The organism is Microbacterium sp. EB106-03-03-XG65 (assembly GCF_058791955.1).
Window position 1 is genome coordinate 88638 of the sequence record NZ_JBYTEB010000001.1, and the last position, 23414, is coordinate 112051.

The 23414-nt window shown below is 69.2% G+C and carries 23 protein-coding genes; 14 read left to right on the plus strand and 9 right to left on the minus strand.

What is annotated here, in order from left to right:
* Positions 1-13: 13 nt before the first annotated feature.
* A complete protein-coding gene (locus AC3WS6_RS00375; protein ID WP_492499090.1) occupies positions 14-2266 on the plus strand; it encodes an FAD-dependent oxidoreductase in 2253 nt (750 codons plus the stop codon).
* A gap of 68 nt (positions 2267-2334) precedes the next feature.
* Positions 2335-3225: a LacI family DNA-binding transcriptional regulator gene (locus AC3WS6_RS00380; RefSeq protein ID WP_492499091.1), complete on the plus strand. Its 891-nt coding sequence runs from the start codon at positions 2335-2337 to the stop codon at positions 3223-3225.
* An 11-nt stretch (positions 3226-3236) separates the two neighbouring features.
* On the opposite strand, the gene AC3WS6_RS00385 is transcribed toward AC3WS6_RS00380, so the two are convergent.
* Positions 3237-4031 (minus strand): DeoR/GlpR family DNA-binding transcription regulator, encoded by a 795-nt coding sequence (locus tag AC3WS6_RS00385; RefSeq protein ID WP_492499092.1) that lies wholly within the window; start codon positions 4029-4031, stop codon positions 3237-3239.
* Between the two features lie 101 nt (positions 4032-4132).
* On the opposite strand from AC3WS6_RS00385, the gene AC3WS6_RS00390 reads away from it, so the two are divergent.
* Complete coding sequence (locus AC3WS6_RS00390) at positions 4133-5107, plus strand: acetylxylan esterase (RefSeq protein ID WP_492499093.1); 975 nt, start codon at positions 4133-4135, stop codon at positions 5105-5107.
* 43 nt (positions 5108-5150) lie between these two features.
* Here AC3WS6_RS00390 and AC3WS6_RS00395 read toward each other — a convergent pair whose 3' ends face one another.
* The gene (locus AC3WS6_RS00395) at positions 5151-6137 is read right to left on the minus strand and encodes an aldo/keto reductase (protein WP_492501428.1); all 987 of its coding nucleotides are present in this window, start codon (positions 6135-6137) and stop codon (positions 5151-5153) included.
* Positions 6124-7419: an L-fuconate dehydratase gene (locus AC3WS6_RS00400; RefSeq protein WP_492499094.1), complete on the minus strand. Its 1296-nt coding sequence runs from the start codon at positions 7417-7419 to the stop codon at positions 6124-6126. Before AC3WS6_RS00400 ends, AC3WS6_RS00395 begins: the two co-directional genes overlap by 14 nt.
* A 134-nt stretch (positions 7420-7553) precedes the next feature.
* On the opposite strand from AC3WS6_RS00400, the gene AC3WS6_RS00405 reads away from it, so the two are divergent.
* Positions 7554-8414: a fumarylacetoacetate hydrolase family protein gene (locus tag AC3WS6_RS00405; RefSeq protein WP_492499095.1), complete on the plus strand. Its 861-nt coding sequence runs from the start codon at positions 7554-7556 to the stop codon at positions 8412-8414.
* Entirely contained in the window at positions 8396-9166 is a 771-nt protein-coding gene (locus AC3WS6_RS00410; RefSeq protein WP_492499096.1) for an SDR family NAD(P)-dependent oxidoreductase, read from the plus strand. Before AC3WS6_RS00405 ends, AC3WS6_RS00410 begins: the two co-directional genes overlap by 19 nt.
* 175 nt (positions 9167-9341) lie before the next feature.
* Here the strand turns inward: AC3WS6_RS00410 and AC3WS6_RS00415 are convergent, their stop codons facing one another.
* On the minus strand, positions 9342-10322 hold the full coding sequence (locus AC3WS6_RS00415; protein WP_492499097.1) for an amidohydrolase family protein: 981 nt from the start codon (positions 10320-10322) through the stop codon (positions 9342-9344).
* A gap of 46 nt (positions 10323-10368) precedes the next feature.
* On the opposite strand from AC3WS6_RS00415, the gene AC3WS6_RS00420 reads away from it, so the two are divergent.
* Genes AC3WS6_RS00420 through AC3WS6_RS00430 form a run of 3 tightly spaced genes read left to right on the plus strand, consistent with a single transcriptional unit; the run spans position 10369 to position 13121 of the window.
* Positions 10369-11094 carry a FadR/GntR family transcriptional regulator gene (locus AC3WS6_RS00420; protein ID WP_492499098.1) on the plus strand — a complete coding sequence of 242 codons (726 nt, stop codon included), beginning with the start codon at positions 10369-10371 and terminating at the stop codon, positions 11092-11094.
* A 48-nt stretch (positions 11095-11142) separates the two neighbouring features.
* Positions 11143-12042, plus strand: a complete 900-nt coding sequence (locus tag AC3WS6_RS00425) for a hypothetical protein (RefSeq protein ID WP_492499099.1) — start codon at positions 11143-11145, stop codon at positions 12040-12042.
* A gap of 20 nt (positions 12043-12062) precedes the next feature.
* Positions 12063-13121, plus strand: coding sequence for a PLP-dependent cysteine synthase family protein (locus AC3WS6_RS00430; RefSeq protein WP_492499100.1), 1059 nt, complete (start codon positions 12063-12065; stop codon positions 13119-13121).
* A gap of 7 nt (positions 13122-13128) precedes the next feature.
* On the opposite strand, the gene AC3WS6_RS00435 is transcribed toward AC3WS6_RS00430, so the two are convergent.
* On the minus strand, positions 13129-13536 hold the full coding sequence (locus AC3WS6_RS00435; RefSeq protein WP_492499101.1) for a hypothetical protein: 408 nt from the start codon (positions 13534-13536) through the stop codon (positions 13129-13131).
* 173 nt (positions 13537-13709) lie between these two features.
* Here AC3WS6_RS00435 and AC3WS6_RS00440 point away from each other — a divergent pair, with 173 nt between their 5' ends.
* A complete protein-coding gene (locus AC3WS6_RS00440; protein WP_492499102.1) occupies positions 13710-14225 on the plus strand; it encodes a glycine cleavage system transcriptional repressor in 516 nt (171 codons plus the stop codon).
* A 131-nt stretch (positions 14226-14356) separates the two neighbouring features.
* Positions 14357-14491 (plus strand): hypothetical protein, encoded by a 135-nt coding sequence (locus AC3WS6_RS00445; protein WP_492499103.1) that lies wholly within the window; start codon positions 14357-14359, stop codon positions 14489-14491.
* Positions 14492-14513: 22 nt separating this feature from the next.
* Here the strand turns inward: AC3WS6_RS00445 and AC3WS6_RS00450 are convergent, their stop codons facing one another.
* Entirely contained in the window at positions 14514-15203 is a 690-nt protein-coding gene (locus AC3WS6_RS00450; protein WP_492499105.1) for a FadR/GntR family transcriptional regulator, read from the minus strand.
* A 178-nt stretch (positions 15204-15381) separates the two neighbouring features.
* Between AC3WS6_RS00450 and AC3WS6_RS00455 the strand changes: the two genes are divergently transcribed.
* The 4 genes from AC3WS6_RS00455 (at position 15382) to AC3WS6_RS00470 (ending at position 19850) form a co-directional block, all read left to right on the plus strand.
* Positions 15382-16617: an aminotransferase class V-fold PLP-dependent enzyme gene (locus tag AC3WS6_RS00455; RefSeq protein ID WP_492499106.1), complete on the plus strand. Its 1236-nt coding sequence runs from the start codon at positions 15382-15384 to the stop codon at positions 16615-16617.
* 63 nt (positions 16618-16680) lie between these two features.
* Positions 16681-17994, plus strand: a complete 1314-nt coding sequence (locus AC3WS6_RS00460) for an ABC transporter substrate-binding protein (RefSeq protein WP_492499108.1) — start codon at positions 16681-16683, stop codon at positions 17992-17994.
* Between the two features lie 3 nt (positions 17995-17997).
* The gene (locus tag AC3WS6_RS00465) at positions 17998-18948 is read left to right on the plus strand and encodes a carbohydrate ABC transporter permease (protein WP_492499109.1); all 951 of its coding nucleotides are present in this window, start codon (positions 17998-18000) and stop codon (positions 18946-18948) included.
* On the plus strand, positions 18945-19850 hold the full coding sequence (locus AC3WS6_RS00470) for a carbohydrate ABC transporter permease (RefSeq protein WP_492499110.1): 906 nt from the start codon (positions 18945-18947) through the stop codon (positions 19848-19850). Before AC3WS6_RS00465 ends, AC3WS6_RS00470 begins: the two co-directional genes overlap by 4 nt.
* Before the next feature lie 126 nt (positions 19851-19976).
* On the opposite strand, the gene AC3WS6_RS00475 is transcribed toward AC3WS6_RS00470, so the two are convergent.
* The 3 genes from AC3WS6_RS00475 to AC3WS6_RS00485 form a co-directional block, all read right to left on the minus strand.
* Complete coding sequence (locus AC3WS6_RS00475; RefSeq protein WP_492499111.1) at positions 19977-20990, minus strand: aldo/keto reductase family protein; 1014 nt, start codon at positions 20988-20990, stop codon at positions 19977-19979.
* A gap of 80 nt (positions 20991-21070) precedes the next feature.
* On the minus strand, positions 21071-22705 hold the full coding sequence (locus tag AC3WS6_RS00480; RefSeq protein WP_492499112.1) for a DUF4407 domain-containing protein: 1635 nt from the start codon (positions 22703-22705) through the stop codon (positions 21071-21073).
* Positions 22706-22782: 77 nt separating this feature from the next.
* Positions 22783-23349: a TetR/AcrR family transcriptional regulator gene (locus tag AC3WS6_RS00485; protein ID WP_492499113.1), complete on the minus strand. Its 567-nt coding sequence runs from the start codon at positions 23347-23349 to the stop codon at positions 22783-22785.
* Positions 23350-23414 lie beyond the last annotated feature (65 nt).

Below are 23414 nucleotides of genomic sequence, written 5' to 3' on the forward strand. Positions count from 1 at the left end.
TGGAAGGACCCCCATGCGCACCCAGACCGTCGAAGCCGACATCATCGTCGTCGGCGGCGGCCTCGCCGGGGTGAGCGCCGCCGTCGCGGCCGCTCGCCTCGGTCGTCGTACCGTGCTGATCAACAACCGACCGGTGCTGGGCGGCAACTCGTCGTCGGAGGTGCGGGTGTGGGTGTGCGGGGCGACCGCGCACGGCAACCAGCGATGGGCCCGAGAGACCGGCATCATCGGCGAGCTCTATCGGGAGAATCAGTTCCGGAACCCCGAGGGCAATCCGATCTACTGGGACGACGTGGTGCTCGACACGGTGCGACGTGAACCGAACCTGACCCTGTTCCTCAACACCGAGGTGATCGAGGCGGCCGCCGACGGTCCCGACGATGCTCGCCGCATCCGCTCGGTGACCGGCTGGACCATGGGGTCGGAGATCCGCACGGAGTTCCGCGCACCGATCTTCCTCGACTGCACGGGCGACGGACTGGTCGGCGCATTGGTCGGGGCACGGCACCGGCTCGGCAAGGAGGGGCGCGACGAGTTCGGCGAGGACTGGGCCCCCGAGGAGCCGATCCGGGAGTTCCTCGGCTCGACGCTGCTGTTCTACACGAAGGATCTCGGACACCCGGTCAAGTTCGTGGCTCCCGAGAGCGCCAAGGACATCACGACCACCCCGATTCCGGCATCCCGCATCATCCGCAGCGGAGACAGCGGTGCGCACTACTGGTGGATCGAGTGGGGCGGCCAGCTCGACATCGTCGACGACAACGAGCAGATCCGCGACGAGCTGCGCTCGGTGATCCTCGGCATCTGGGACCACATCAAGAACTCGGGCGAGTTCGACGCCGACAACCTCACGCTCGAGTGGATCGGCAACATCCCCGGCAAGCGCGAGTACCGGCGGTTCGTCGGCGATCACACGCTGCGGCAGCAGGACATCATCGAGCAGACCTCGTTCGACGACGGAGTGGCGTTCGGCGGATGGTCGATCGACCTGCATCCGGCCGAGGGCATGTACTCCACGGGCGCCGGAGCCGTGCAGCGGTTCTCGGACGGGGTCTTCGAGATCCCGTTCCGCTCGCTCTACTCCGCCAACGTCGAGAACCTCCTGATGGCGGGGCGCAACGTCTCGGCCACCCACATCGCGTTCGGAGCGGCGCGAGTCATGGCCACGTGTGCGGCGATGGGCGAGGCCGCCGGCACCGCCGCCGCGCTCTGCCTCACCCACGATGCGAGCCCGAGAGAGCTGTACGAGCATCACCGCGCGGACCTGCGGCAGACGCTGCTGCGCGCCGACGCCTCACTCGTCGGTGTCGCCAACGACGACGCCGACGATCTCGCCCGCGTCGCCACGGCGAGTGCATCGAGCTCTCTGCGCACGATCGGCGCGTGGGCATCCGATGCCGAGAGCCATCGCCTGGTCGAAGACCTCGGCATCGTCATACCGGTCCACCCCGCTCTCGAGACCACAGAGCTGCTCGTCTCCGCCACGGCCGCGACGACCCTGACCGTCGAAGTGTGGTCCACCGGAAAGCGGCAGAACGTCGTGCCGTTCCGTCTCGAGCACGAGGCCGTCGTCGATGTTCCCGCCGGTGACCGGGAGTGGGTGCGCGTCGCGACCCCCTTCGCTCCGGATGCTCCGCAGAACGCGATCGTCGTCGTGCGCGCCAATCCGGAGGTGAGCGTGCACCTGACCTCCCCGCTGCCGCCCGGCGTCCTGACCCTGGTGCACCGCGTCGACAACGACGACCAGAACGTCGAGGTCGATCGCGACGGCCTGTTGGTGCGGTGGCCCACCAAACCGCTGCGCGGTCGGAGCGTGGTGTTCCGCACGACCCCCGAATCCGAGGCCCTCGCCCCCGAGCGCGCGATCTCGGGCTACAACCGCCCCCACGGCGGGCCGCACATGTGGGCGTCGGATCCGCGGGCGTCGGGCGAGCCCTGGCTGCGCCTGGACTGGCAGACGCCGATCACGGCATCCGAGATCAGGCTCGTGTTCGATGACGACCTCGACCTCGAGCTCAACACGCTGCATCACCACCGCAGCCCCGACGAGGTGCTGCCCCAGCTCGTGCGCGACTACCGCGTCGAGGTGCTCGCCCCCGGGTCGGCGCAGTGGCGAGTCGTCGCGCACGAGACCGACAACCGCCACCGCCTGCGCGTGCATGCGCTGCCCGACGACCTCGGTGCGTTCACCGGGGCCCGCCTGACCGTCGAGCGCACCAATGGAGCCCCCGAGACGCGGGTCGTCGCGTTCCGGGTGCAATCATGACCGGGGGCGCTAACGTGAAGGGGACTCGTCGGCCCGCCGGCGATCACCGTCCCACCAGGAGGCCGCAGGTGACCACCCCGTCGACAGGCCGTGCCGTGCCGGTCGCCCGGGCCACGCGCACAGGGCTCATCGCGCTGGCGGTCCCGCACCTCGAAGAGCCCTACTTCGCCGAGCTCGGGTCACGACTCGTGCGCGGGGCCGACGAGCGCGGGCTCGCGGTGCTGATCGTGCAGACCGAGGGCGATCACGGCCGCGAGATCGATGTGGCGAACGGTGTCGGTCTTCCCCCGATCGACGGGCTCATCCACATCCCGCGGTCGCTGACGGTGGCCGATCTCACACGCCGCACGGCACCTGGCCCGCTGGTGCTGCTCGGCGAACACATCCAGGTCAGTCCGTTCACGCACATCACGATCGACAACCGGGCAGCGGCGCGCACCGCGACCGAGCATCTCGTCGAGGTCGGATGTCGCCGCATCGCGTACGTCGGCCGACGCGACTCACGCCCGTCGGATGCGGCCGACCGCCGCCACGTCGGCTACGTCGAGGCGCTCACCGCGGCGGGCGACGCGCCCGATCCTGCCCTGACCGCGCAGGTCGACGCATTCACCGCGGACGAGGGCGAGCGCGCCACCGCGGCGATCCTCGCCACGGCCCCCGATCTCGACGGCATCGTGTGCTCGAACGACTCGCTGGCGTTGGGCGCCCTGGCGGCGCTGTCGGCGTCGGGGCGGCGTGTGCCCGACGATGTGGCGGTGATCGGCATCGACGACATCCGCGCCACGCGCTTCTCGGTGCCTGCGCTCAGCACCATCGCTCCCGATCACGAGAAGCTCGTCGACGCGGCCTTCACCGAGCTGCAGCGACAGCTGACCTCTCCCCCGGGCGCCGACCTGCCGGTGCGCCACGTCACGATCCCGGCCGCGCTCGTGCGCCGCGCGAGCACCGCGAGGCGATGACGCTGCAGCTGTCAGGCGTCCGTCGCCGTCGTCTCGTCGGCGAGCTGCGCCACGAGCAGGGTGCCGACGTGCGTCGCGAGCTGCTCACGAGCGTCGACGTCGAGACCGTCATCCGTGACGAGTCGATCGATGTCGGCGAGATCTGCGATCGTCGTGAGCCCGACCACGCCCCAGCGGGTGTGATCGGCGAGCACGACCACCTCGCGTGCCGCCGCCATGAAGGCGCGGTTCGTCTCGGCCTCGAGCAGGTTCATGGTGGTGATGCCGGCCTGCACGTCGAGCCCGTGCACATCGAGGAAGACCAGGTCGCAGTGCAGATGCTCGAGCGCGCGCACCGCCACCGGGCCGACGAGCGACTGCGCAGGCGTGCGCACACCGCCGGTGAGGACCACGGTCTGCGAGTAGGGCGCGTCGGCGCGCTCGGGGGGCGAGAAGAGATCGGCCACCGTCAGCGAGTTCGTGACGACTGTGAGGTCGGCGACATCACGCATCGCGCGTGCGAGCGCGAGCCCGGTCGCCCCGCCCGAGATGCCGACCGCCATCCCGGGTTCGACCAGCGCGGCCGCCGTCTGCGCGATCGCCTGCCGCTCGGGCGACACGGCCGATGCCGCACTCGGGCGGTGGCCGGCGAGCACTCGCATCCCGCCGCGGACCCGTTCGACGATCCCGTCGTCCGCGAGCTGGTCGATGTCTCGGCGCACCGTCATCTCGCTGACCTGCAGCGCAGCGGCGAGTTCGGGGATCGAGGCCGTACCGCGGTCGCGCGCTGCTGCGAGGATGCGTTCTCGTCGCTCGGTGACCAGCACGCGCGCTCCTTTCGGTGGGGCCTCCAGTCTGCCATGGGGCCGCCCTGCGCCTCGCCCCTGACTCACTCCCGATCGACCCCTCTCTCAGGACTCCCCCGCTCATGACGCTCCCTCCTCCGTACGACACCTGGTTCGCCGACGCTCCGTTCGACGGCAGCTATGGCCACACCCTCGACACGCTGCGCACGATCTCGCCGATCGATCCTCCCGAGGGGTTCGCGGCGAGGTGGACGCGGTGGCGGGACGAGGCCCGGACGGTGGATGCTGCCCCCGTGGTGCTCTCCTCCGAGGTCGTGCGCGGCCGGCGCGTGTCGGTCGTCGAGCATGCGGGGGTCGACGGCATCCGTCTGCGTGCCTGGTTCGTCGAGCCGTCGTCGGGTGCGGCGCGCGTCGGCGTGGTGCACAGCCACGGATACGCCGGCCGCGACGCGATCGACCTCGCTCGGGTTCCCGCCGATGCGGCCGCGATCTTCCCGGTGGGGAGGGGCCTGCCGGCGCTGAACGCCGGGGTGGGTGCTCCCGAGCCGAGGGACGAGCACGTGCTCACCGGCATCGACGATCCCGACCGCTACGTGCTGGGGCTGTGCGCACGAGACCTGTGGCTCGCGGCCGACGCACTCGTCGCGCTGACGGGGGATCTTCCGCTCTACTACGTGGGCGAGAGCTTCGGCGGTGGGATCGGCGCGCTCGCGCTCCCGTGGGACGACCGCTATGTCGGCGCGACGCTGATCGTGCCGAGCTTCGGTCAGTACGACGAACGGCTCGCCGTGCCCTGTCTCGGCAGCGGAGAGGCCGTGCGCGCGTACGTGGCCTCGCATCCCGAAGCCCGCGACGTGCTGCGCTGGTTCGATGCGTCGAGTTCGATGACCCTCGCCCGGGTGCCGGTGCGTGTCGAGGCCGCACTGTGGGACCAGTACGTGCCGCCGCAGGGACAGTTCGCGGTGGCGAACGCCGTGACCACGCTCGAGCTCGAGGTGCTCCCCGCCGGGCACGCGGAGTATCCCGGATCGGATGCCGTCACGGCCGCCGCGATCCGAGGCGGCCACGCGCACCTCGACCGCGTGCTGGCGCGCTGACGCGTACTCGCGCATCGACCGGGAGTCGCGCCTCGTCGACGCGTCAGGCGGGGATCAGCGCCTCTGCGGCGAGCGCGTCCCACAGCCGAGCAGGAACCGTGGCGCTCGCCCACTCGGCGTTCTGCCGCAGCTGCTCAGGTCGGCTGCCACCCACGACGACCGAACGGACGACATCGGACCGCAGGGGGAAGTGCAGCGCCGCAGCCGGCAACGGCACCTCGTGCTCGGCGCACACGCGAGCGATGCGCACGAGCCGCTCCCAGAGCTCGTCGGGCAGGTGCCCGTACTCGTAGCGACCGTCTCGGCTCGGCTCGTTCGACGCGAGCAGGCCGGAATTGAAGACGGATGCGGCGACGATCCCCGTCCCGGTCTCGCGGCAGGCCGGCAGCACGTCGGCGGCCGCAGGCTGCTCGAGCAGCGTGTATCGCCCCGCGACCATGATCAGGTCGAGATCGGCGGACCGCACCGAGGCGGCGAGGGCATCCGACACCATGGATCCGATGCCGATCGCGGCGACCTGTCGGTCCGACCGCAGCTGCTCGAGTGCGGGCAGCGCCTCGGCGAGCGCGAGCTCGAGGTCGTGTCGTTCGGGGTCGTGCAAGTACAGCAGGTCGATGCGCTCGATGCCGAGGCGGTCGCGTGAGTCGGCGAGGCTGCGGTGGATGCCGTCGGCCGAGAAGTCCCAGACGCGCCGCAGGTCGTCCGGCACGTGGAAGTCGTTGGCGGTGTCGAGCCCGCCGGCGTGGTGCGGGTTGGGTCGCAGCACGCGCCCGACCTTGGTCGACAGCACGTACTCTTCGCGAGGCTTCGTCTGCAGGAACGCCCCGAGCCGGCGTTCCGAGAGCCCCAGCCCGTAGTGCGGAGCGGTGTCGAAGTACCGGATGCCGCTATTCCACGCCGCGTCGAGGATCGCCCACGACTCGTCGTCCGTGAGCGGGCGGAACAGGTTGCCGAGGTTCGCGGCACCGTAGCCCAGAGCGGGGACGCTCAGTCCGGGGGCGAGGCGGTCCTCGATGTCACGCGAAGACATGCTCACCCGCCCATTCGTAGGTCGCGATGCTGTCGGCCTTCATCTGCATCCCGGCGCCCGGTGCGGTCGGCGCCATGTACGACCCGCCCTCGATGTCGGTGGGCACGACGAAGTGCTCGTGCAGGTGGTCGACGAACTCGATCAGGCGGCCCTCGCGCGTGCCGGTGACGGCGACGAAGTCGAACATCGACAGGTGCTGCACGGCCTCGCACAGACCGACGCCGCCCGCATGCGGGCACACCGGGATGCGGAACTTGGCGGCCAGCAGCAGGTTGGCGATGTTCTCGTTGACGCCCGCGACGCGCACCGCGTCGATCTGCATGACCGAGATCGCCTCGGCCTGCAGCAACTGCTTGAAGATCACCCGGTTCTGGGCGTGCTCGCCGGTGGCGACGCGGATGGGCGCCACTCCCCTGGCGATCGCGGCGTGGCCGAGCACGTCGTCGGGGCTCGTGGGCTCTTCGATCCACGCGGGGCGGAACTCGGCCAGCGCGTTCACCCACTCGATCGCCTCCGAGACCTCCCAGCGCTGGTTCGCGTCGATCGCGATGGGGAAGTCGGGCCCGCAGACCTCACGGGCCTTGCGGAATCGGCGGATGTCGTCATCGAGGTCGGCGCCCACCTTGAGCTTGATCTGCGTGAAGCCGTCGGCCATCGCCTCGCGGGCCAGGCGCTCGAGCTTCTCGTCGGAGTATCCCAGCCAACCGGGGCTCGTCGTATAGGCGGGGTATCCGGTGGCCAGCAGTTCTCGTTCGCGCTCGACGCGTCCGGGTTCCGCCGCGCGCAGGATCTCGAGGGCATCCTCGGGAGTCAGCGCATTCGTGAGGTAGCGGAAGTCGACGAGGTCAACCAGCTCCTCCGGGGTCATCCGCGCGAGCAGCTGCCAGAGCGGGAGCCCGGCCCGCTTGGCCTTGATGTCCCACAGCGCGTTGATGACAGCGCCGATCGCCATGTGCATGACGCCCTTCTCGGGGCCGAGCCAGCGCAGCTGCGAGTCGCCGATGATGTCGCGGAACGTCGTGCCCATGTCGTCGAGCAGCGGTTCGATCTCGCGGCCGACGAGGTGTCCGGCGAGCGCGTCGATCGCGGCGACCTGCACGTCATTGCCGCGACCGATCGTGAAGACGAACGCGTGGCCGTCGATGCCGTCCTCCGCATCCGTGCGCACGATCACGTACGCCGCCGAGTAGTCGGGGTCGGGGTTCATGGCATCCGATCCGTCCAGACTCAGCGATGTCGGGAAGCGGATGTCGGTCGTGTCGAGGGCGACGATGCGGCTCACGGGTTCCTCTCGGGCGCAGGACGGACGTCCGTGCAGATCACTTGGAGTGTAAACATCGGATGTCTATACTGTCAACGAGACGAGGCGCAGCGACGTGTCCCGCCACCATCGAACCCTCACTGAGCAGGAGAGATATGAAGTTCGCACGGCTAGGCGCCCCCGGCGCCGAGATCCCCGTTCTCGTCGAGGGCGACCGCTACCGGGATCTGCGCTCCGTGACATCCGATGTCAACGGTGATTTTCTCGCCGCTGACTTCCGGGCGCGCGTCGAGGCGGCCCGCGTCGCCGACGCGCTCCCTGTGCTCGACCAAGCCGCCGCGATGCGGATCGGCGCGCCGATCGCCCGCCCCAGCGCCGTGATCTGCATCGGCCAGAACTACGCCGCGCACGCCCGTGAGTCGGGTGCGGAGCCGCCGACCGTGCCGATCATGTTCCTCAAGACACCGAACACCGTGGTCGGCCCGAACGACGCGGTCACGATCCCCCGCGGCAGCGAGAAGACCGACTGGGAGGTCGAGCTCGGCATCGTGATCGGCGCGCGCGCCGCCTACCTCGATTCACCCGACGAGGCGGAGGCGCACATCGCGGGCTACGTCGTGGCGAACGACGTCTCGGAGCGCGCCTTCCAGATGGAGGTCTCGGGCGGGCAGTGGTCGAAGGGCAAGATCGCCCCCGGCTTCAACCCGACCGGCCCGTGGCTGGTCACACCCGACGAAGTCGACGTCGACCACCTGCGGCTGCGCAGCTGGGTCAACGGCGAGCGCCGTCAGGACTCGAACACCGACGACATGATCTTCGACGTGCGCGTGATCGTGCACCACCTGTCGCAGTACGTCACCCTCGAGCCCGGCGACCTGATCCTCACGGGCACCCCGCAGGGCGTCGCCTTCGGCGGCAGGTTCCCGTATCTGAGGGCGGGTGACGTGGTCGAGATCGAGATCGAAGGACTCGGGCATCAGCGCCAGGAGTTCGTGGCATGGGAGGCACGGAGATGAGCGGCGCACTCGACGGACTCGTCGCGGTCGTCACCGGCGGAGCATCCGGCATCGGCGCGGCCGTCGCTGCCCGCCTGCACGCCGACGGCGCGCAGATCGCGGTGCTCGACCGCGACACCTCGGGGGCGGATGCCACGTTCGCGGCCTTCACCGCTGATGTGTCGGACCGCGCGTCGGTGGATGCCGCGGTCGATGCTGTCGCCGAGCGGTTCGGCCGCATCGACATCGTGGTGAACAACGCCGGGGTGGGGGCGCAGGGAGACATCAGCGCGAACGACGACGACGAGTGGGCTCGCGTGCTCTCGATCAACGTCACCGGCATCGCCCGCGTCACCTCGGCGGCATTGCCCTGGCTCAAGGAGTCGCCGAGCGCGGCGGTCTGCAACACGGCATCCATCGCCTCGACCACCGGCCTGCCGGAGCGAGCTCTCTACAGCGCGTCGAAGGGCGCCGTCTCGGCCCTGACCCGCGCCATGGCGGCGGACCACCTGCGCGACGGCATCCGCGTCAACGCCGTCAACCCGGGCACCGCCGACACCCCGTGGGTCGGCCGACTGCTCGATGCGGCCGACGACCCCGCCGCCGAGCGCGCCGCCCTCGAGGCCCGTCAGCCGCACGGCCGTCTGGTCTCACCCGAGGAGGTCGCCGCCGCAGTCGCCTACCTGGTTTCGCCGGCGGCCGGCTCGACCACGGGCACGTTCATCGAGGTCGACGGCGGCATGGCGCAGCTGCGTCTGCGTTCCGTCGGCTGACACCCACCCCTGACCCGGACTCCCGTCCTCGGACTCGGACCCGGCACCGGCACCGGTCCCGGTCCCGGGCAGCACACGGCGCCCCGGTTGGCCCATGACCCTCGGCAGATCCTGTGCAGATCGGGGCGCTGTGTGCGATCCGGGACGAGCGACCCCCCGACGGACGAGCGACTCCCTACGGACGGGGTCCGCGCAGCCGACCCAGGAGGCGGCGACGAGGGCGCTCCTTCCGAGCGTCCGTGTGTGTCGGTCGCTGGCCGACCCGATAGAACTCCGCGGCATTCGACCAGAAGAGGGCCTCGACATCGTGCCCCCGGCGGTCCGCCCAGTCGGCCACGGCATCCGCCCACCGACTCCGCGCCGTCGGCTGATACGTCGGCGAACCGTCTTCCGAAACGTGCGGGTCGCCCTGTTCCGCGGGGCCGATCGCGGAGACGGGCCAGTCACTCCCCCACATCAGCTTCTCGGTGCCGAACGCATCGGCAGCGGCGTCGAGGAACGGCTCGAGCTGTTGCGCAGACCAGTCACCGTCTGCTTCGCCCGGCAGGCCCGACAGCTTGCACCACACGCGCGGATGCCGCGCCAGATCGTCGAGATCACGCACCCACTCCATCGTCGGTGCGACCGGAGCAGCGGCCGTGCCGACCTCGGGCTTGCCGAGATGATCGAGCACCATCGGCAACTCCGGCACGGCCCCCGCGAGGCGCGCGATCTCGGGCAGCTGCGAGGCGCGTACGCACGCGTCGAACGTCCACCCTCGAGCGGCGACCTCCCGCGCGCCGGTCACGAAGGCCGCCGACACTGCGAGTCCGTCGGGTTCGCCCTGCAGGTTGTGCCGCACCCCGACCACGAGCGGTTCGGCCGCGAGTCCCTCGAGGTGAGTCGTCGTGTCGGTGCCCCGATCGAGGCGCGCGCCGGCGACGATCGCGACGACGCCGGCGCCCTCCGCCTGCGCCGCGACCCAGCGCACCTCGGCGAGGAAGTCCTCTTCGACGGTCTCGGCCTGCACGAACACGGCCTTCTCGACTGCAGCCCGATCGATCCGCGAGTTTCCGATCTCGAGGGCCGCGAACTCCGCGGCGAGCGGACCTTCGAGCCAGGTGTACGCGAGAGCGTCGGGCGACCAGAGGTGCAAGTGCGAATCGAGTACGCGCATGCCCTCATCCTGCCGTAGACATCCGACCAATCGCTAGGATGTCCGAATGGCAGTGACCGACGAAGCGATCGCGAAGATCAAGGCGATGATCGTCTCGGGAGAGCTGTCGCCCGGCGACCGGCTTCCGCCCGAGAAGGAGCTCTCCGCGAGGCTCGGCCTCTCGCGCAACTCGATGCGCGAGGCGGTCAAGGCACTCGAGGTCATCCGCGTGCTCGACGTGCGGCGCGGCGACGGCACCTACGTCACAAGCCTCGAACCACACCTTCTGCTCGAAGCGATCTCGTTCGTGGTCGACATGCACGACGACGATTCGATGCTCGAGATCTTCGCCGTGCGACGGATGCTCGAGTCGCAGGCCACCGGCCTCGCAGCCACCCTCGGCAGCAAAGAGGCGATCGCCGCGCTGGCGGCCGAGGTCTCCTCCGTCGGGGCCGCCGCCTCGACCGTCGAGGAGATCGTCGAGCACGACATCCGGTTCCACCGCGAGATCGCGGCGATGTCGGGCAACGCGTACCTCGCGAGCCTGATCGAGCACCTCAGCAGCCAGACGGTGCGAGCGCGCGTCTGGCGCGGCCTCACCGAGGCCGGCGCCACCGAGCGCACGCTCGCCGAGCACCGCGGCATCGCCGACGCGATCGCGCGCCGAGACCCCGCGCTCGCGACCTCGCTCACCACCGCGCACATCGCCGGTGTCGAGCAGTGGCTGCGCCAGGCGGCATCGCGTCGACCGAGTGCTGGCGCGCTGACGCGTGCTGTCGGCGAGCCCGACTAACCTTTGTCGAAGGCGCACGAGGCGCCGCGCACCGGGGGGAGAGCGTCGATGACGAACGATCAGGATGCTGCAGGGCAGCCGGAACACGTCATTCCACCCGAGCCTGTCGTGCCGCCGGCGCCCGCCGACGCGGCGGCCCAGGCGTCGCCACCCGCTGTCCCGCTCGCTCCTTCGCTGAGCGCACCGGCCGCGCCTCCGCCACCATGGCCGGGATCACCCGCACCCGACGGCCATGCCGCTGCGCTGCCTCCGTATGCGAGCCCGCAACCCGCGTACCCCCAGCCCTCGAGCCCGCCGCCCGGCTACCCGCAGCCCGGCTACCCGCAGCCCGGCTACCCCCAGCCCGGAGCATACGGCGCAGCGTCGTACCCGCTCACGTCCTCAGCGCCGCCCTCCGCGCGATCGCACGGTCGCGCTCTGCCCGTGATCCTCGGCATCGTCGGCGGCATGGTCGTGCTCGTGGTGGTCGCCGTCGCCCTCGTGGTCGGCGTGATCCTGGGCGCGAATCCGTCGACGCCGATCGCGGTGCCGAGCCCGAGCGCCGTCGCGCCCGAGCCTCAGCCCTCCGCGCCGTCCGCCGACCCCGACGACGGCACGTCCGACCCCGCCGACCCCGAGGCGGGTGCGGCCATCGCCGACCGACTCGAGCAGAAGATCGACGAGTACAAGCGGCTCCGCGATTCCGGCGAGCTGTGGCAGAGCATCCCCGACACCGAGTTCAACCGCACCGCGGTCAGCGCCTTCCTCTACTTCCTCACCGACATGAAGGTCGCGACGATCTGGGGCGTCGATGCCGCCACCGCCGACGAGTACGAGCAGCGCATGACGATGCTCGAAGAGCGCCTTCTCGCGCAGCAGCCGCTCGGTGACGACATCCAGATCACCCTCGAAGACAAGGTCTTCACCTACGACGGCGAGACGGGCGAGGGCGGCTACACCGACAAGTAGACGGGCGTTACGCTCGAAGGATGAGCGACTGGACCAGCACCGCGATCGCCCTGCTGGAAGCCGACGCGAACCGCAGTGCCGATACGCACCTGCACCTCTTCCCGTTGCCGCCCGAGTGGGGCATCGATCTGTACCTCAAAGACGAGTCCGTGCACCCGACGGGGTCGCTCAAGCATCGACTCGCTCGCTCGCTGATCCTCTACGGACTCGTGAACGGCCGCATCACCGAGCATTCGACCCTCGTCGAATCGTCGAGCGGGTCGACGGCTGTCTCCGAGGCATACTTCGCCCGGATGCTGGGGCTGCTGTTCGTGACGGTCGTGCCGCGCTCGACGAGCCAGGAGAAGATCGACCTCATCGAGTTCTACGGCGGACGCTGCCACTTCGTCGATCGCACGGAGGACATGTCTCCCGAGGCGCAGCGCCTGGCCTCCGAGTGCCACGGCCACTACCTCGATCAGTTCACCTACGCCGAGCGCGCGACCGACTGGCGCGGCAACAACAACATCGCCGAGAGCGTGTTCAGCCAGCTGTCGCAGGAGCGGCATCCGGTCCCGCGCTGGATCGTCGTGGGAGCCGGCACCGGCGGCACCAGCGCGACATTCGGCCGCTACGTGAAGTATCGGCGCCACGAGACCCAGATCGCGGTCGTCGACCCCGAGGGTTCGGCGTTCTACGACGGATGGGCGGGCACGGTCGATCCGCCGGCCGGCCGCCCGAGCCGGATCGAGGGGATCGGCCGGCCGCGGGTCGAGGCGTCGTTCGTGCCGAGCGTGATCGACGAGATGATCCGGGTGCCGGATGCCGGTTCGATCGCCGCGATCCGCATGCTGCGCGAGCGCACCCTGCACTGGGCCGGAGGGTCGACCGGCACCAACCTCTATGGGGCCTTCCAGCTGATCGCCCGCATGCGGGCCGCAGGCGAGACCGGCAGCATCGTCACGCTCATCTGCGACAGCGGCATCCGCTATGCGGGCACGTACTTCTCGGACGAGTGGGTCGCGGCGCAGGGGTGGGACCTCGCCCCGCACCGCGCCCGGCTCGATCACTTCCTCGAGACCGGCGACTGGGTCGAGTGACCGGCTCTCAGGCGGTGACGTAACCGCCCGAGGAGCTGTCGCCGCTGAGCACGTACGAGGGGGTGCTTCCCATTCCGCGCGTGCGGTGCCATACGCGCGCCGCCCTCTTCTGCCCGGCGTCGGCAGGGCCGTACTCGAGAACGAGCGCATCCGGGATGCTCTCGCCCGCGGCGTCGATCTCGACGAAGCTCGGACGACCGAGACCGCCTGATTCGAGCCGGCCGACGACGCGGGAGCGGTCGGTGGTGCGGGGAGGCCTCGAGAGCAGGTCCGACTCGGCGAGGTGCTGCACGGCGCGCTCTCGGCCGAGGAGTTCGTGTGGCTCGCGGGGGACGCGCTCGCGCGCCACACGCCCCATCGGCTGGTTCATCGGCAGCGATCGGGATGGGTTATCTTGGGCGTGTTCGTGACTCATGCGAGCCTCCTCTGTCGGGGATGGTGGTGCTTCACGGACAGTGGTGCCGGGGCTGCAACCCCGGCACCACGTTGTCCCCCCATCGTACCCTGTTTTGAATGACTCAAAACAACCCGGCATCATCGTGGCATCCGACCGGCGGGTGCGTACGGGGTGACGGCTACGCTGGCCGCATGACTACTCTCATCCTCACTGTCGCGGGTGCCGATCGCCCCGGTCTTGTCGCAGCGGTCGCAGACGTCGTCGATGCTCACGGCGGCAACTGGGAGAACAGCTCGCTCGCCGAGCTCGCCGGAACCTTCGCGGGCGTGATCGAGGTCTCGGTCGCCCCCGAACACTCGGTCGCACTGCAGGGTGCGCTCCGGGAGCTCCAGGGGCAGGGACTCCTGACGCTCGCCGTGCTCACCGGCGCCCCCGCTCAGCCGAGCGAGGAGGAGCGGACGCTCGAGATCAGCGTGCTCGGCAACGACCGCTCGGGCATCGTGCGGGAGGTGTCGTCCGTGCTGAACGCGCATGAGCTCAGCATCGAAGAGCTGGCGACCGAGACCCGCGACGCCGCGATGGCCGGTGGCAGGCTGTTCGAGGCGTCCGTGATCGCGCGGGTTCCGGCATCCGTCGACCTCGATGCCCTGCGCCGCGATCTCGAGCGCATCGCGAGCGAGATCCAGGTCGACATCACGCTCGCCTGACCCTCGGACTGGAGCGTACGACCTGATCACCTTCGTCGCCTCGCTCCACCACATGCCGCTGCACACTGCTGCCGAACCCGCTCGCGGGCCTCGTGCGTCACCCGAGGCGCGCGACCGGACAACCCGCACACATGCAGGCGCCCGCCACCGAGGCCACCCAGTCCTTCGAGCAGATCCGCACGATCGCGAACGACATCCTCCCCGGCATCCGGATGCGACGCCGCCTGTTCTGGCGGTACACGGCGACGTGGGTGGCGCCGCGCTGACAGAGTCTCTGCAGCGGCCCGATCAGCCGACGTCGTTCGTGTCGGTGTAGCGCCGCACCCAGTACTCGGTCTGCGCGACGTGCGCGGACGCGGCGGCCGACGCCGCGACCGGGTCGGCCGCCGCGAGGCCGCGGAGGATCGCCCGGTGCCCCGCATCGGAGTGCAGTTTGAGCTCGGCCGCATCGTCGGCATCCGGAATCCGGTAGGCGCGTGACCGCGAGCGCAGCACGTCGATCAGGCTCGTGAGGGCATCGTTGCCGGCGACTCGCGAGATGGTCATGTGAAAGGCGTGGTCGAGCTGCGAGTGGGCTTCGAGGTCATCGCTGCCCTCGATCTCGTCGAGGATCCGCTCGAGCGCGTCGACGGTCTCCTCATCGATGCGCGCGGCGGCGAGCGCTGCGGCGTGCGGTTCGAGCACACGGCGCAGCTCGGTGAGCTCCAGCACGCCGGCCATCGGCAGCAATCCCACGGTCAACGACAGACTGCCGATCAGGTCGGCGGCACGCAGCTCGCTCACGTAGCTGCCCGAGCCGTGTCGGGTCTCGAGCACACCGAGCGCGGCGAGCATCCGGATCGCCTCCCGCAGCGACCCCCGTGACACACCGAGCGTCTCGCAGAGCTCGCCCTCGCTGGGCAGCCGGTCGCCCGGGCGCAGCGCGCCGTCTGCGATCAGAGTGCGCAGCCCGTGCAGTGCCGTATCCAGAGCGCTCATCGTGATCCTCCCGGCCGCCGACTCTCGGCGAGTTCGGCCCCTCTGCGAGTTTGGCGGAAAGAGCTTTCGCGTCAAATTCGTATGACAACTATGTTTCCAGTTCCCCATTCTCGTAGCCATTTCCTCAGTGCTGTGGCAAAGTTGTGCAACAACTCGCCCGATGATCCGATGAGGACCGATGCCCGCACCGCTGTTCCCCGCTCCGCTCACGCTGAACTCCGGCATCCGGGCCCGCGATGCGTGGCCGCTCGATCCCGAGGTGATCCACCTGAACCACGGCTCGTTCGGCGCGGTTCCCACGGCCGTCGTCGAGCAGCAGGATGCGCTCCGCCGCCGCGCCGACCTCAGCCCCGTCGAGTGGTTTCCCCGCATCGCCGAGCGAGTGCGCGACGCTCGCGAGCGCACGGCTCCGTTCCTCGGCGCCCGCTCCGAAGACAGCGTCTTCGTTCCCAATGCCTCGGCCGCCGCCACCGTGGTCTACAACTCCCAGCACTTCGAGCGCGGCGACGAGATCCTCGTCACCGACCAGGGCTACGGCGCGATCACGATGGGCGCGCAGCGCCTAGCCCGCCGCTTCGGAGCATCCGTCCGTGCCGTCGAACTGCCGCTGCTCGCCTCCGACGACGAGGTCGTGCAGCGCTTCGCCGACGCGCTGACCCCGGCGACGCGCCTGATCGTCGTCGACCAGATCACCTCTCCCACCGCCCGGATGCTGCCGACCCGCCGTATCGCCGAGCTCGCCGCCGAGCACGGCATCCGCACCCTGGTCGACGGCGCTCATGCTCCCGGCCTCGTCGCGGATGCCGCGGCCGTCGCCGGTGGCGACTGGTGGTTCGGCAACCTGCACAAGTGGCCGTGCGCCCCGCGCGGCTCGGCGCTGCTCGTCACGAACGCCCCCGACCGCGACGACCTGTGGCCGCTCATCGACTCGTGGGCCGCGAACGAGCCCTACCCCGAGCGTTTCGACACGCAGGGCACGATCGACGCGACGACCTACCTCGCCACCCCCGCATCGATCGAGTTCATCGAGTCCGAGTTCGGGTGGCACAACGCCCGCCAGGCGATGGCGCAGATCGCGGATGCCGGGGCCGAGATCATCGCCGAGGGCTTCCGTCCGTTCGCCGACGTCGACCCCCTGACTCCCCTGCCGTCTCCCGTGCCGTCGATGCGGCTCGTGCGCCTGCCGCTCGGACTCGGGTCGACCCGGGAAGAAGCCGACGCACTGCGGATGGACCTGCTCGACGAGACCGGAGTCGAGACCGCGTTCACCAGCTTCCGCGGGGTCGGCTACTTCCGCCTCTCCGCGCACCTCTACACCGACGCATCCGACTTCGAGGCCTTCGTCGAACGCTGCATCCCGCAGATCCTCCGCCGTGCCGGCATCCGCACCGCCGACTCCCTCATCGTTCCCTGACCCGACCCGATCCACCACCCGGCACCACCCGACACACACCCATCACCAACTGAGAGGCACCTCGTGAAGAAGAACAGAATCTTGACGACCGCCGCGGGAATCGGCACCGTCGCCGCACTCGCGCTCACCGGCTGTTCCACAGGCGGCGGCGAGTCCGCCGACGGCTCCGTCACCCTGCAGATGGTCGAGAGCCTGACCAACCCGGCACGCACCGACCTGATCCGCGGCCTGCTCGACGAGTTCGAGAAGGAGAACCCCGACATCACCGTCAAGCTGGTCTCGCCGCCCACCGAGCAGGCCGACGCGAAGATCCAGCAGATGCTGCAGTCGGGCAAGGGCGTCGACGTGCTCGAGGTCCGCGACATCACCGTCGGACCGTTCGCGAACAACGGCTGGCTGCACGACATCTCGGGCGACCTCGAGAAGTGGGACGGCTGGGACGCCCTGACCGACAACGCGCAGTCCGCCTCGGTGGCCGCAGACGGCAAGAGCTACTTCGTGCCCTACGGCTTCTACGGCCTGTCCCTCTTCTATCGCACCGATCTGGTCGAGGAGGCGGGCTTCGACGGCCCGCCGCACAGCTGGAAGGACCTGCTCGAGCAGGCCAGCGCCATCCAGGACCCCGCGAACAACATCTACGGCTACGCGTTCCGCGGTGGTGCGAACGCGAACAGCAACGTGGTCGCCGCGATCGAGGCGTACACGATCGACGGCCTCGACACCGAAGACGCGTTCCTGATGGAAGACGGATCGACCATCTTCGCCGCCCCCGAGGCGCAGGAGGCCGTCGACGACTACTTCGACCTCTTCAAGAAGGCCTCCCCGCCGTCTGCCGTCTCGTGGGGTTACCCCGAGATGGTCGCCGGGTTCACGAACGGCACCACCGCGTTCCTGCTGCAGGACCCCGAGGTCATCGCCACGGTGCAGGACTCGTCGCTGACCGAGGACCAGTGGGACACCGCCCCGCTGCTCGTCGGCCCGTCGGGCAAGGCCGCGCAGCCGCTGGCCGTCGCCGGCTGGGGCGTCGCGGAGAACAGCGAGCACCAGGATGCCGCGGTCAAGCTCGTCGAGTTCCTCTCGTCGGCCGAGCCCGCGACCGAGTTCGCCCAGGCCAACAGCCTCGTGCCGATCATCACCGAGGCCGCGGACGACGAGTTCTACTCGACGGGCCCGTGGACGAGCTACGTCACGATGACCGAAGACCCCGAGACGTACGTCAACGTGCGTCAGCCGCGTGGGGTCAGCTGGTGGACCGAGTGGATCCAGAAGTCCGACCAGGACGTGCAGAACGTGCTCCTGGGCAACATGAGCACCGCGGAGCTGCTCGAGTCGTGGGACGCCTTCTGGACCGAGAAGTACGCCGCGGAAAAGGGCTGATCCTTGTCCCGGACCACTCTCGAAAGGGGCTCCGTCGGCACCGCCGGCGGGGCCTCCCCGGCATCCCGCCGGCGCCGCCCCTTCCGTGGCCGCCACGCGCTGACGCTGCTGGCCTTCATGGCGCCGGCGATCGTGTTCGTGTGCTGGTTCACCTATTGGCCCATGCTGCAGGGCGCACGCATGGCCTTCCACGACTGGAACCTGTGGGATCTCACGTCGACACCCTGGGTGGGCTTCGACAACTTCGTCACGGTCTTCCAGGACCCCGCCTTCCCGATCGTCGCGTGGAACTCGGTGCTGTGGGTCGTCGGCTCACTCGTGCCGCAGCTCGTGATCGGCTTCCTGATCGCTCTCGCGCTGCGCAAGAGGTTCCGCTTCCGCGGTCTCTACCAGGCGCTCGTGTTCTTCCCGTGGGCGGTCTCCGGCTTCCTGATCGGCATGCTGTTCCGCTGGATGTTCAACGCCGAGTTCGGCGTCGTGAACGACCTGCTCATGAAGGCCGGTCTGATCGACGCCCCGCTGCCCTGGCTGGCCGACCCGAAGCTCGCGATGTTCGCGGTCATCGTGGCCAACATCTGGTACGGCGTGACCTTCTTCGCGATCATGATCCTCGCAGCTCTCCAGTCGGTGCCCGATGAGATGCTCGAGGCCGCGAGCCTCGACGGCGCCGGCAAGGTGCGTCAGCTGTTCTCGATCATCATCCCGTACATCTCGATGACGCTGCTGCTGACGATCCTGCTGCGCATCATCTGGATCTTCAACTTCCCCGACATCATCTACGCGATGACCAACGGCGGGCCGGCGAACCAGACCCACATCATCACGACGTGGATGATCAACTACACGCAGCAGGGCAATTACGGCATCGCGAGCGCGATCGGACTCATCGTCGTCGCGTTCCTGTTCGTGTTCTGCGCGTTCTATCTCATGGCGATGCGGAGGGTCCAGCGATGACCATCACCGGAACCACGGTCACCGAGACCCGGCGTCTCACGGTCCCCGACATCGCGAAGGCACCGCGTCCTGCGCGGAAGGTCTCGGTCGGCGGCGTCGTGCGCGTCGTCGGTCTCGCCCTCTGGCTCGTCATCACGCTGTTCCCGCTGTACTGGATCGCGCTGACGTCGTTCAAGTCGCCGGGCACGATCAACTCGTTCCCGATCGAGTACTGGCCCAGCGAGCCGTCGATGGACAACTACGTGAGCCTGTTCGAGCAGAGCTCGTTCGGGGTCTTCCTCGCGAACTCCGCTCTGGTGGCGACGATCGCGGGGGCGGTGGCGACGCTGATCGCGCTGCTCAGCGCCTACGTGATCGCACGCTTCGAGTTCCGCGGCAAGGGCACGGTGCTGGTCGCCTTCCTGCTGACGCAGATGATCCCCGCGTTCATCGCGCTCGGACCCCTGTACTCGATGATGACCGATCTCGGACTCGTCGACACCAAGCCGGGGCTGATCCTCGTGTACATCGCAGTCTGCATCCCGTTCTCCACCGTCATGCTGCGCGGATTCTTCGAGAACGTCCCCGACGCGCTCGAGGAGGCGGCGATGATCGACGGATGCTCGCGCTTCGGCGCCCTGTTCCGGGTGCTCGTGCCCGTGATGACCCCCGGCATCATCGCGGCGTTCATCTTCAACTTCGTCAACTGCTGGAACGAGCTGTTCCTGTCGGTCGTGCTGATGAACACCGACGAGAACCGCACCGTGCCGTCGGCGCTGAACGGCTTCATCTCGACGTTCAACATCGACTGGGGCTCCATGAGCGCCGCCGCCGTGCTGACGATCCTGCCGACCATGGTGATGTTCGCACTCGCGAGCCGCTGGATCGTGCAGGGCCTGACCGCCGGAGCCGTCAAGGAATAGCCGTTCGAATCGCGCACTGTGCAGATTCCGGACTCCGGAATCTGCACAGTGCGCGATTCGAAACCACCCCCGGGACCCGACGAAAAGGCCGCCGCCCCTCAGGGACGGCGGCCTTCGTCGTGCGCGTCAGACCAGGCGGGCCTTCGGCGAGACCGAGTACGTGGCCTCTGCATCGCGGTTGACCGTGTCGCCCAGTGCGGCGTCGATCGCGGCGAGCGTGTCGGCGTCGAGCGTCACGCCCGAAGCCTTGACCGTGTCGGCGAGCTGCTCGGGGCGCGAGGCTCCGACGAGGGCTGCGGCGACGTTGGGGTTCTGCAGCACCCACGCGATCGCGAGCTGCGGCATCGACAGACCGGCCTGCTCGGCGATCGGCTTGAGCTTCTGCACCGCGGTGAGGATGTCGTCCTTGAGGAAGCTCTTGATGAACTCCGAGCCGCTGTGCGGGTCGGTCGCGCGCGAGCCGTCAGGAACCGGCTGACCGGGGAGGTACTTGCCCGACAGCACGCCCTGCGCCATCGGCGACCAGACGATCTGCGAGATGCCGAGCTCCTCGGAGGCGGGCACGACCTTGCCCTCGATCACGCGGTGCAGCATCGAGTACTGCGGCTGGTTCGAGATCAGCTGCACGCCGAGCTGCTTCGCGAGCGCGTGCCCCTCGCGCAGCTGCTCCGCCGTCCACTCCGAGACGCCGATGTAGAGCGCCTTGCCCTGGCGGACGACGTCGGCGAACGCCTGGAACGTCTCTTCCAGCGGGGTCTCGTAGTCGAACCGGTGTGCCTGGTAGAGGTCGACGTAGTCGGTGCCGAGGCGCTTCAGGGAGCCGTTGATCGACTCGAGGATGTGCTTGCGGCTCAGTCCGGTGTCGTTCGGGCCCTTGGCGCCGGTCGGGAAGTAGACCTTCGTGAAGATCTCGAGACCCTCGCGACGCTGACCCTCGAGCGCCGTGCCGAGCACGACCTCTGCGGCGGTGTTGGCGTAGGTGTCGGCCGTGTCGAATGTGGTGATGCCGGCGTCGAGCGCCGCGTGCACCGTCTTGACGGCGGCGTCGTCGCCGACCTGCGAAGCGTGCGTGACCCAGTTGCCGTAGGTGATCTCAGAGACCTTGAGACCGCTGTTGCCGAGATAGCGATAGTTGACCATGATGCAACGCTACCGGCCGCGTCGGACAGTCGGGCCGGATCGCCGTGACCGGTCTCAGCACGGGAGACGCCCGAGCGGGGTCAGACGCGCGGTTCGACCAGCTGCTCCTGCTCCTCGAGCGTCTGAGCCTGCGCCCGCTTCTCGGCGAGCTCACGCTCCTGGGCCGCTTCACGCTCCTCCGCGGCCTGGGCCGCCTCCTTGCGCTCGGCGCGTGTCTGAGGTTCGCTCGGACCGGCATCCGCTTGTATCCCCTGCGACTGCACGGTCACGATCGCCGCGCGGTCGCGGAATCCCTCGGCCGTGACCTTGTCGAGCGCGACCTGCTTGCGGATCGCTGCGGCCTTCTCGTAGAGCGACGGGTCGCCGTACGACGTGAGCACCTTCACGAGCACCGGCAGCAGTTCGATCATGAAGAACAGCGCGGCGATCAGGATGTGCGCCCACAGGATCGTCGGCTCCTTCTCACTCAGCCGGTTCAGTCCGCTGATCTGGCTGAGGAGTCCGATCGCCCCGGCGTTGCCCGAGGCCACGGATTCCGCCCGCGCGTTGTACGCGGCGAGCGCGGTGTCGTAGCTGTCGCGCGCGGCAGGCAGCTGCGACTGCGCCTCTTCTCGGTTCTGCGCCTCCGACGTGCTGGTGTTCTCCTTGGCGGCGGTGCCGGCCTCGGCGAGCTCTTCGTTGGCGGTGCGCAGCTGTGCGGCCAGCGCGTCGTAGGTCTGCTGAGCCTCGGCGAGCTGTGCCTGGGCGGCATCCGAGCTCGCGCCTTCGCCGTTCACACCGGTGCACCCGGGAACCGTGCCCGCACCATCGCCCGTGAGCTCGCACTGATACAGCACCCGAGCCTGGTCGATGACCGCCTGCTGCGCCGTCATCTTGGCGGTGAGGTCGTCGACCGTGGCCTGCGCTGCCGACTCACTCGCCGACGACGAGTCGGTACCCGCGACGATGCCGGTCGCGGCCTGGTTCTCGAGCTCGGCGACGCGGTCGGATGCCGCATCCAGCGCCTTCTTCTCGGGACCCGTCTCGAGCGCATCCTGATCGGCCTGCGCCTGCGTGATGTTCGTCGAGGCGACCTCGCGCGCGATGTCGTTGTGGAAGATCTGCAGCACCAGAGGCTCGGCGACGACGAAGCCGATGATCGCGGCCATCACCACACGGGGGATCGCGAGTCCGATGAGCTTCCACACATTGCGCGTCGACGTCATGGTCGACGTGAGGAAGCGGTCGAGGTTGAAGATGATCAGCGCCCACACCACAGCCAGCGGCACGGCGACCCAGATCGCGGCCTGCACACCCGTGGTCAGCGCGAACAGCATCGAGATCGCCGAGACCAGGGCGGTGCCGGCGAGCACGAAGAACATCTGCACGAACCGAGGGGTCTCGCCGGGCACCCGGTCGAGAATCTCGCCTTCGGCCCCACCGAGGATCGCGAGCGTGCGAAGTCGCGAGCCCGGCACGCGTGGCTTGCGTTCGCGGGGCTGACGTCGAGGCTTCGGCTCTCGCACCGGCGCGGGAACGGTGGATGCCGTGGCATCCTGCTCCGGCCTTCCTGCCGCTCGCCCGGCGTCGACTCGCTCGGACGCCTCGGGGTCGGCACCGGTCGGCTCGTACTCGCGGAGGAAGTCGAGATCATCCGTGTCAGCGTTCGGATCGCTGTCGAGGATGATCCGACCCTGCGAATCGAACCGTCCAGGGCGGTGGGCAGAATATTGCATCCGGATAATCTACGAAACGTCGCCTGTGGAAAACGTGGACGAACCCTGTGCTTCCGCCTCTCCGGCCCCGTCGACGGTCAGCGCGGCAGCATGCGGACGAGCGCATCGGCGCTGGCGGCGAGCGCGTCGTCGAGCGAGAAATGGCCGGCGGCGCACAGCGTTCCGAGTCCGTGCACGAGACCCCACACGCCGGTGACGCTCTGCTCGTCGAGGCCGGCGGAGACGGACGCCGCAGACAGCAGCTGCTCGAGCTCGTCGATCAGGGGGGCCATGGTCTCGCTCGGCTCGCCAGGGATGCACACGGTCGGGTCGTAGATCACGTCGAAGCCGTGCGGATGCTCGACCGCGTAGCGGATGTACGCGGCACCGCCCTCGATCACGGCCGCTGTAGGGTCGGGCGCCTCCTCGATCGCGACGCGCACCGCGGCCACGAGGTCGGCCATGCTGCCCTCGGCGAGCACCTTGAGCAGACCGCGCCGGTCGGAGAAGTGGTGGTACGGAGCATTGTGGCTCACATCTGCGGCGCGCGCGACCTCTCGCAGGCTGATCTCTCCCGCGGGCTTCTCGGCGAGCAGCTGCATCGCCGCGGCCTCGAGGGCGTGGGCGAGGTCGCCGTGGTGGTAGCCGGATCGGGAACTTGACACAAGCAACATTGTTGCCTATCTTGACAGTGTCCACCAGTACTTGACACTGTCAACATAGGAGCGCA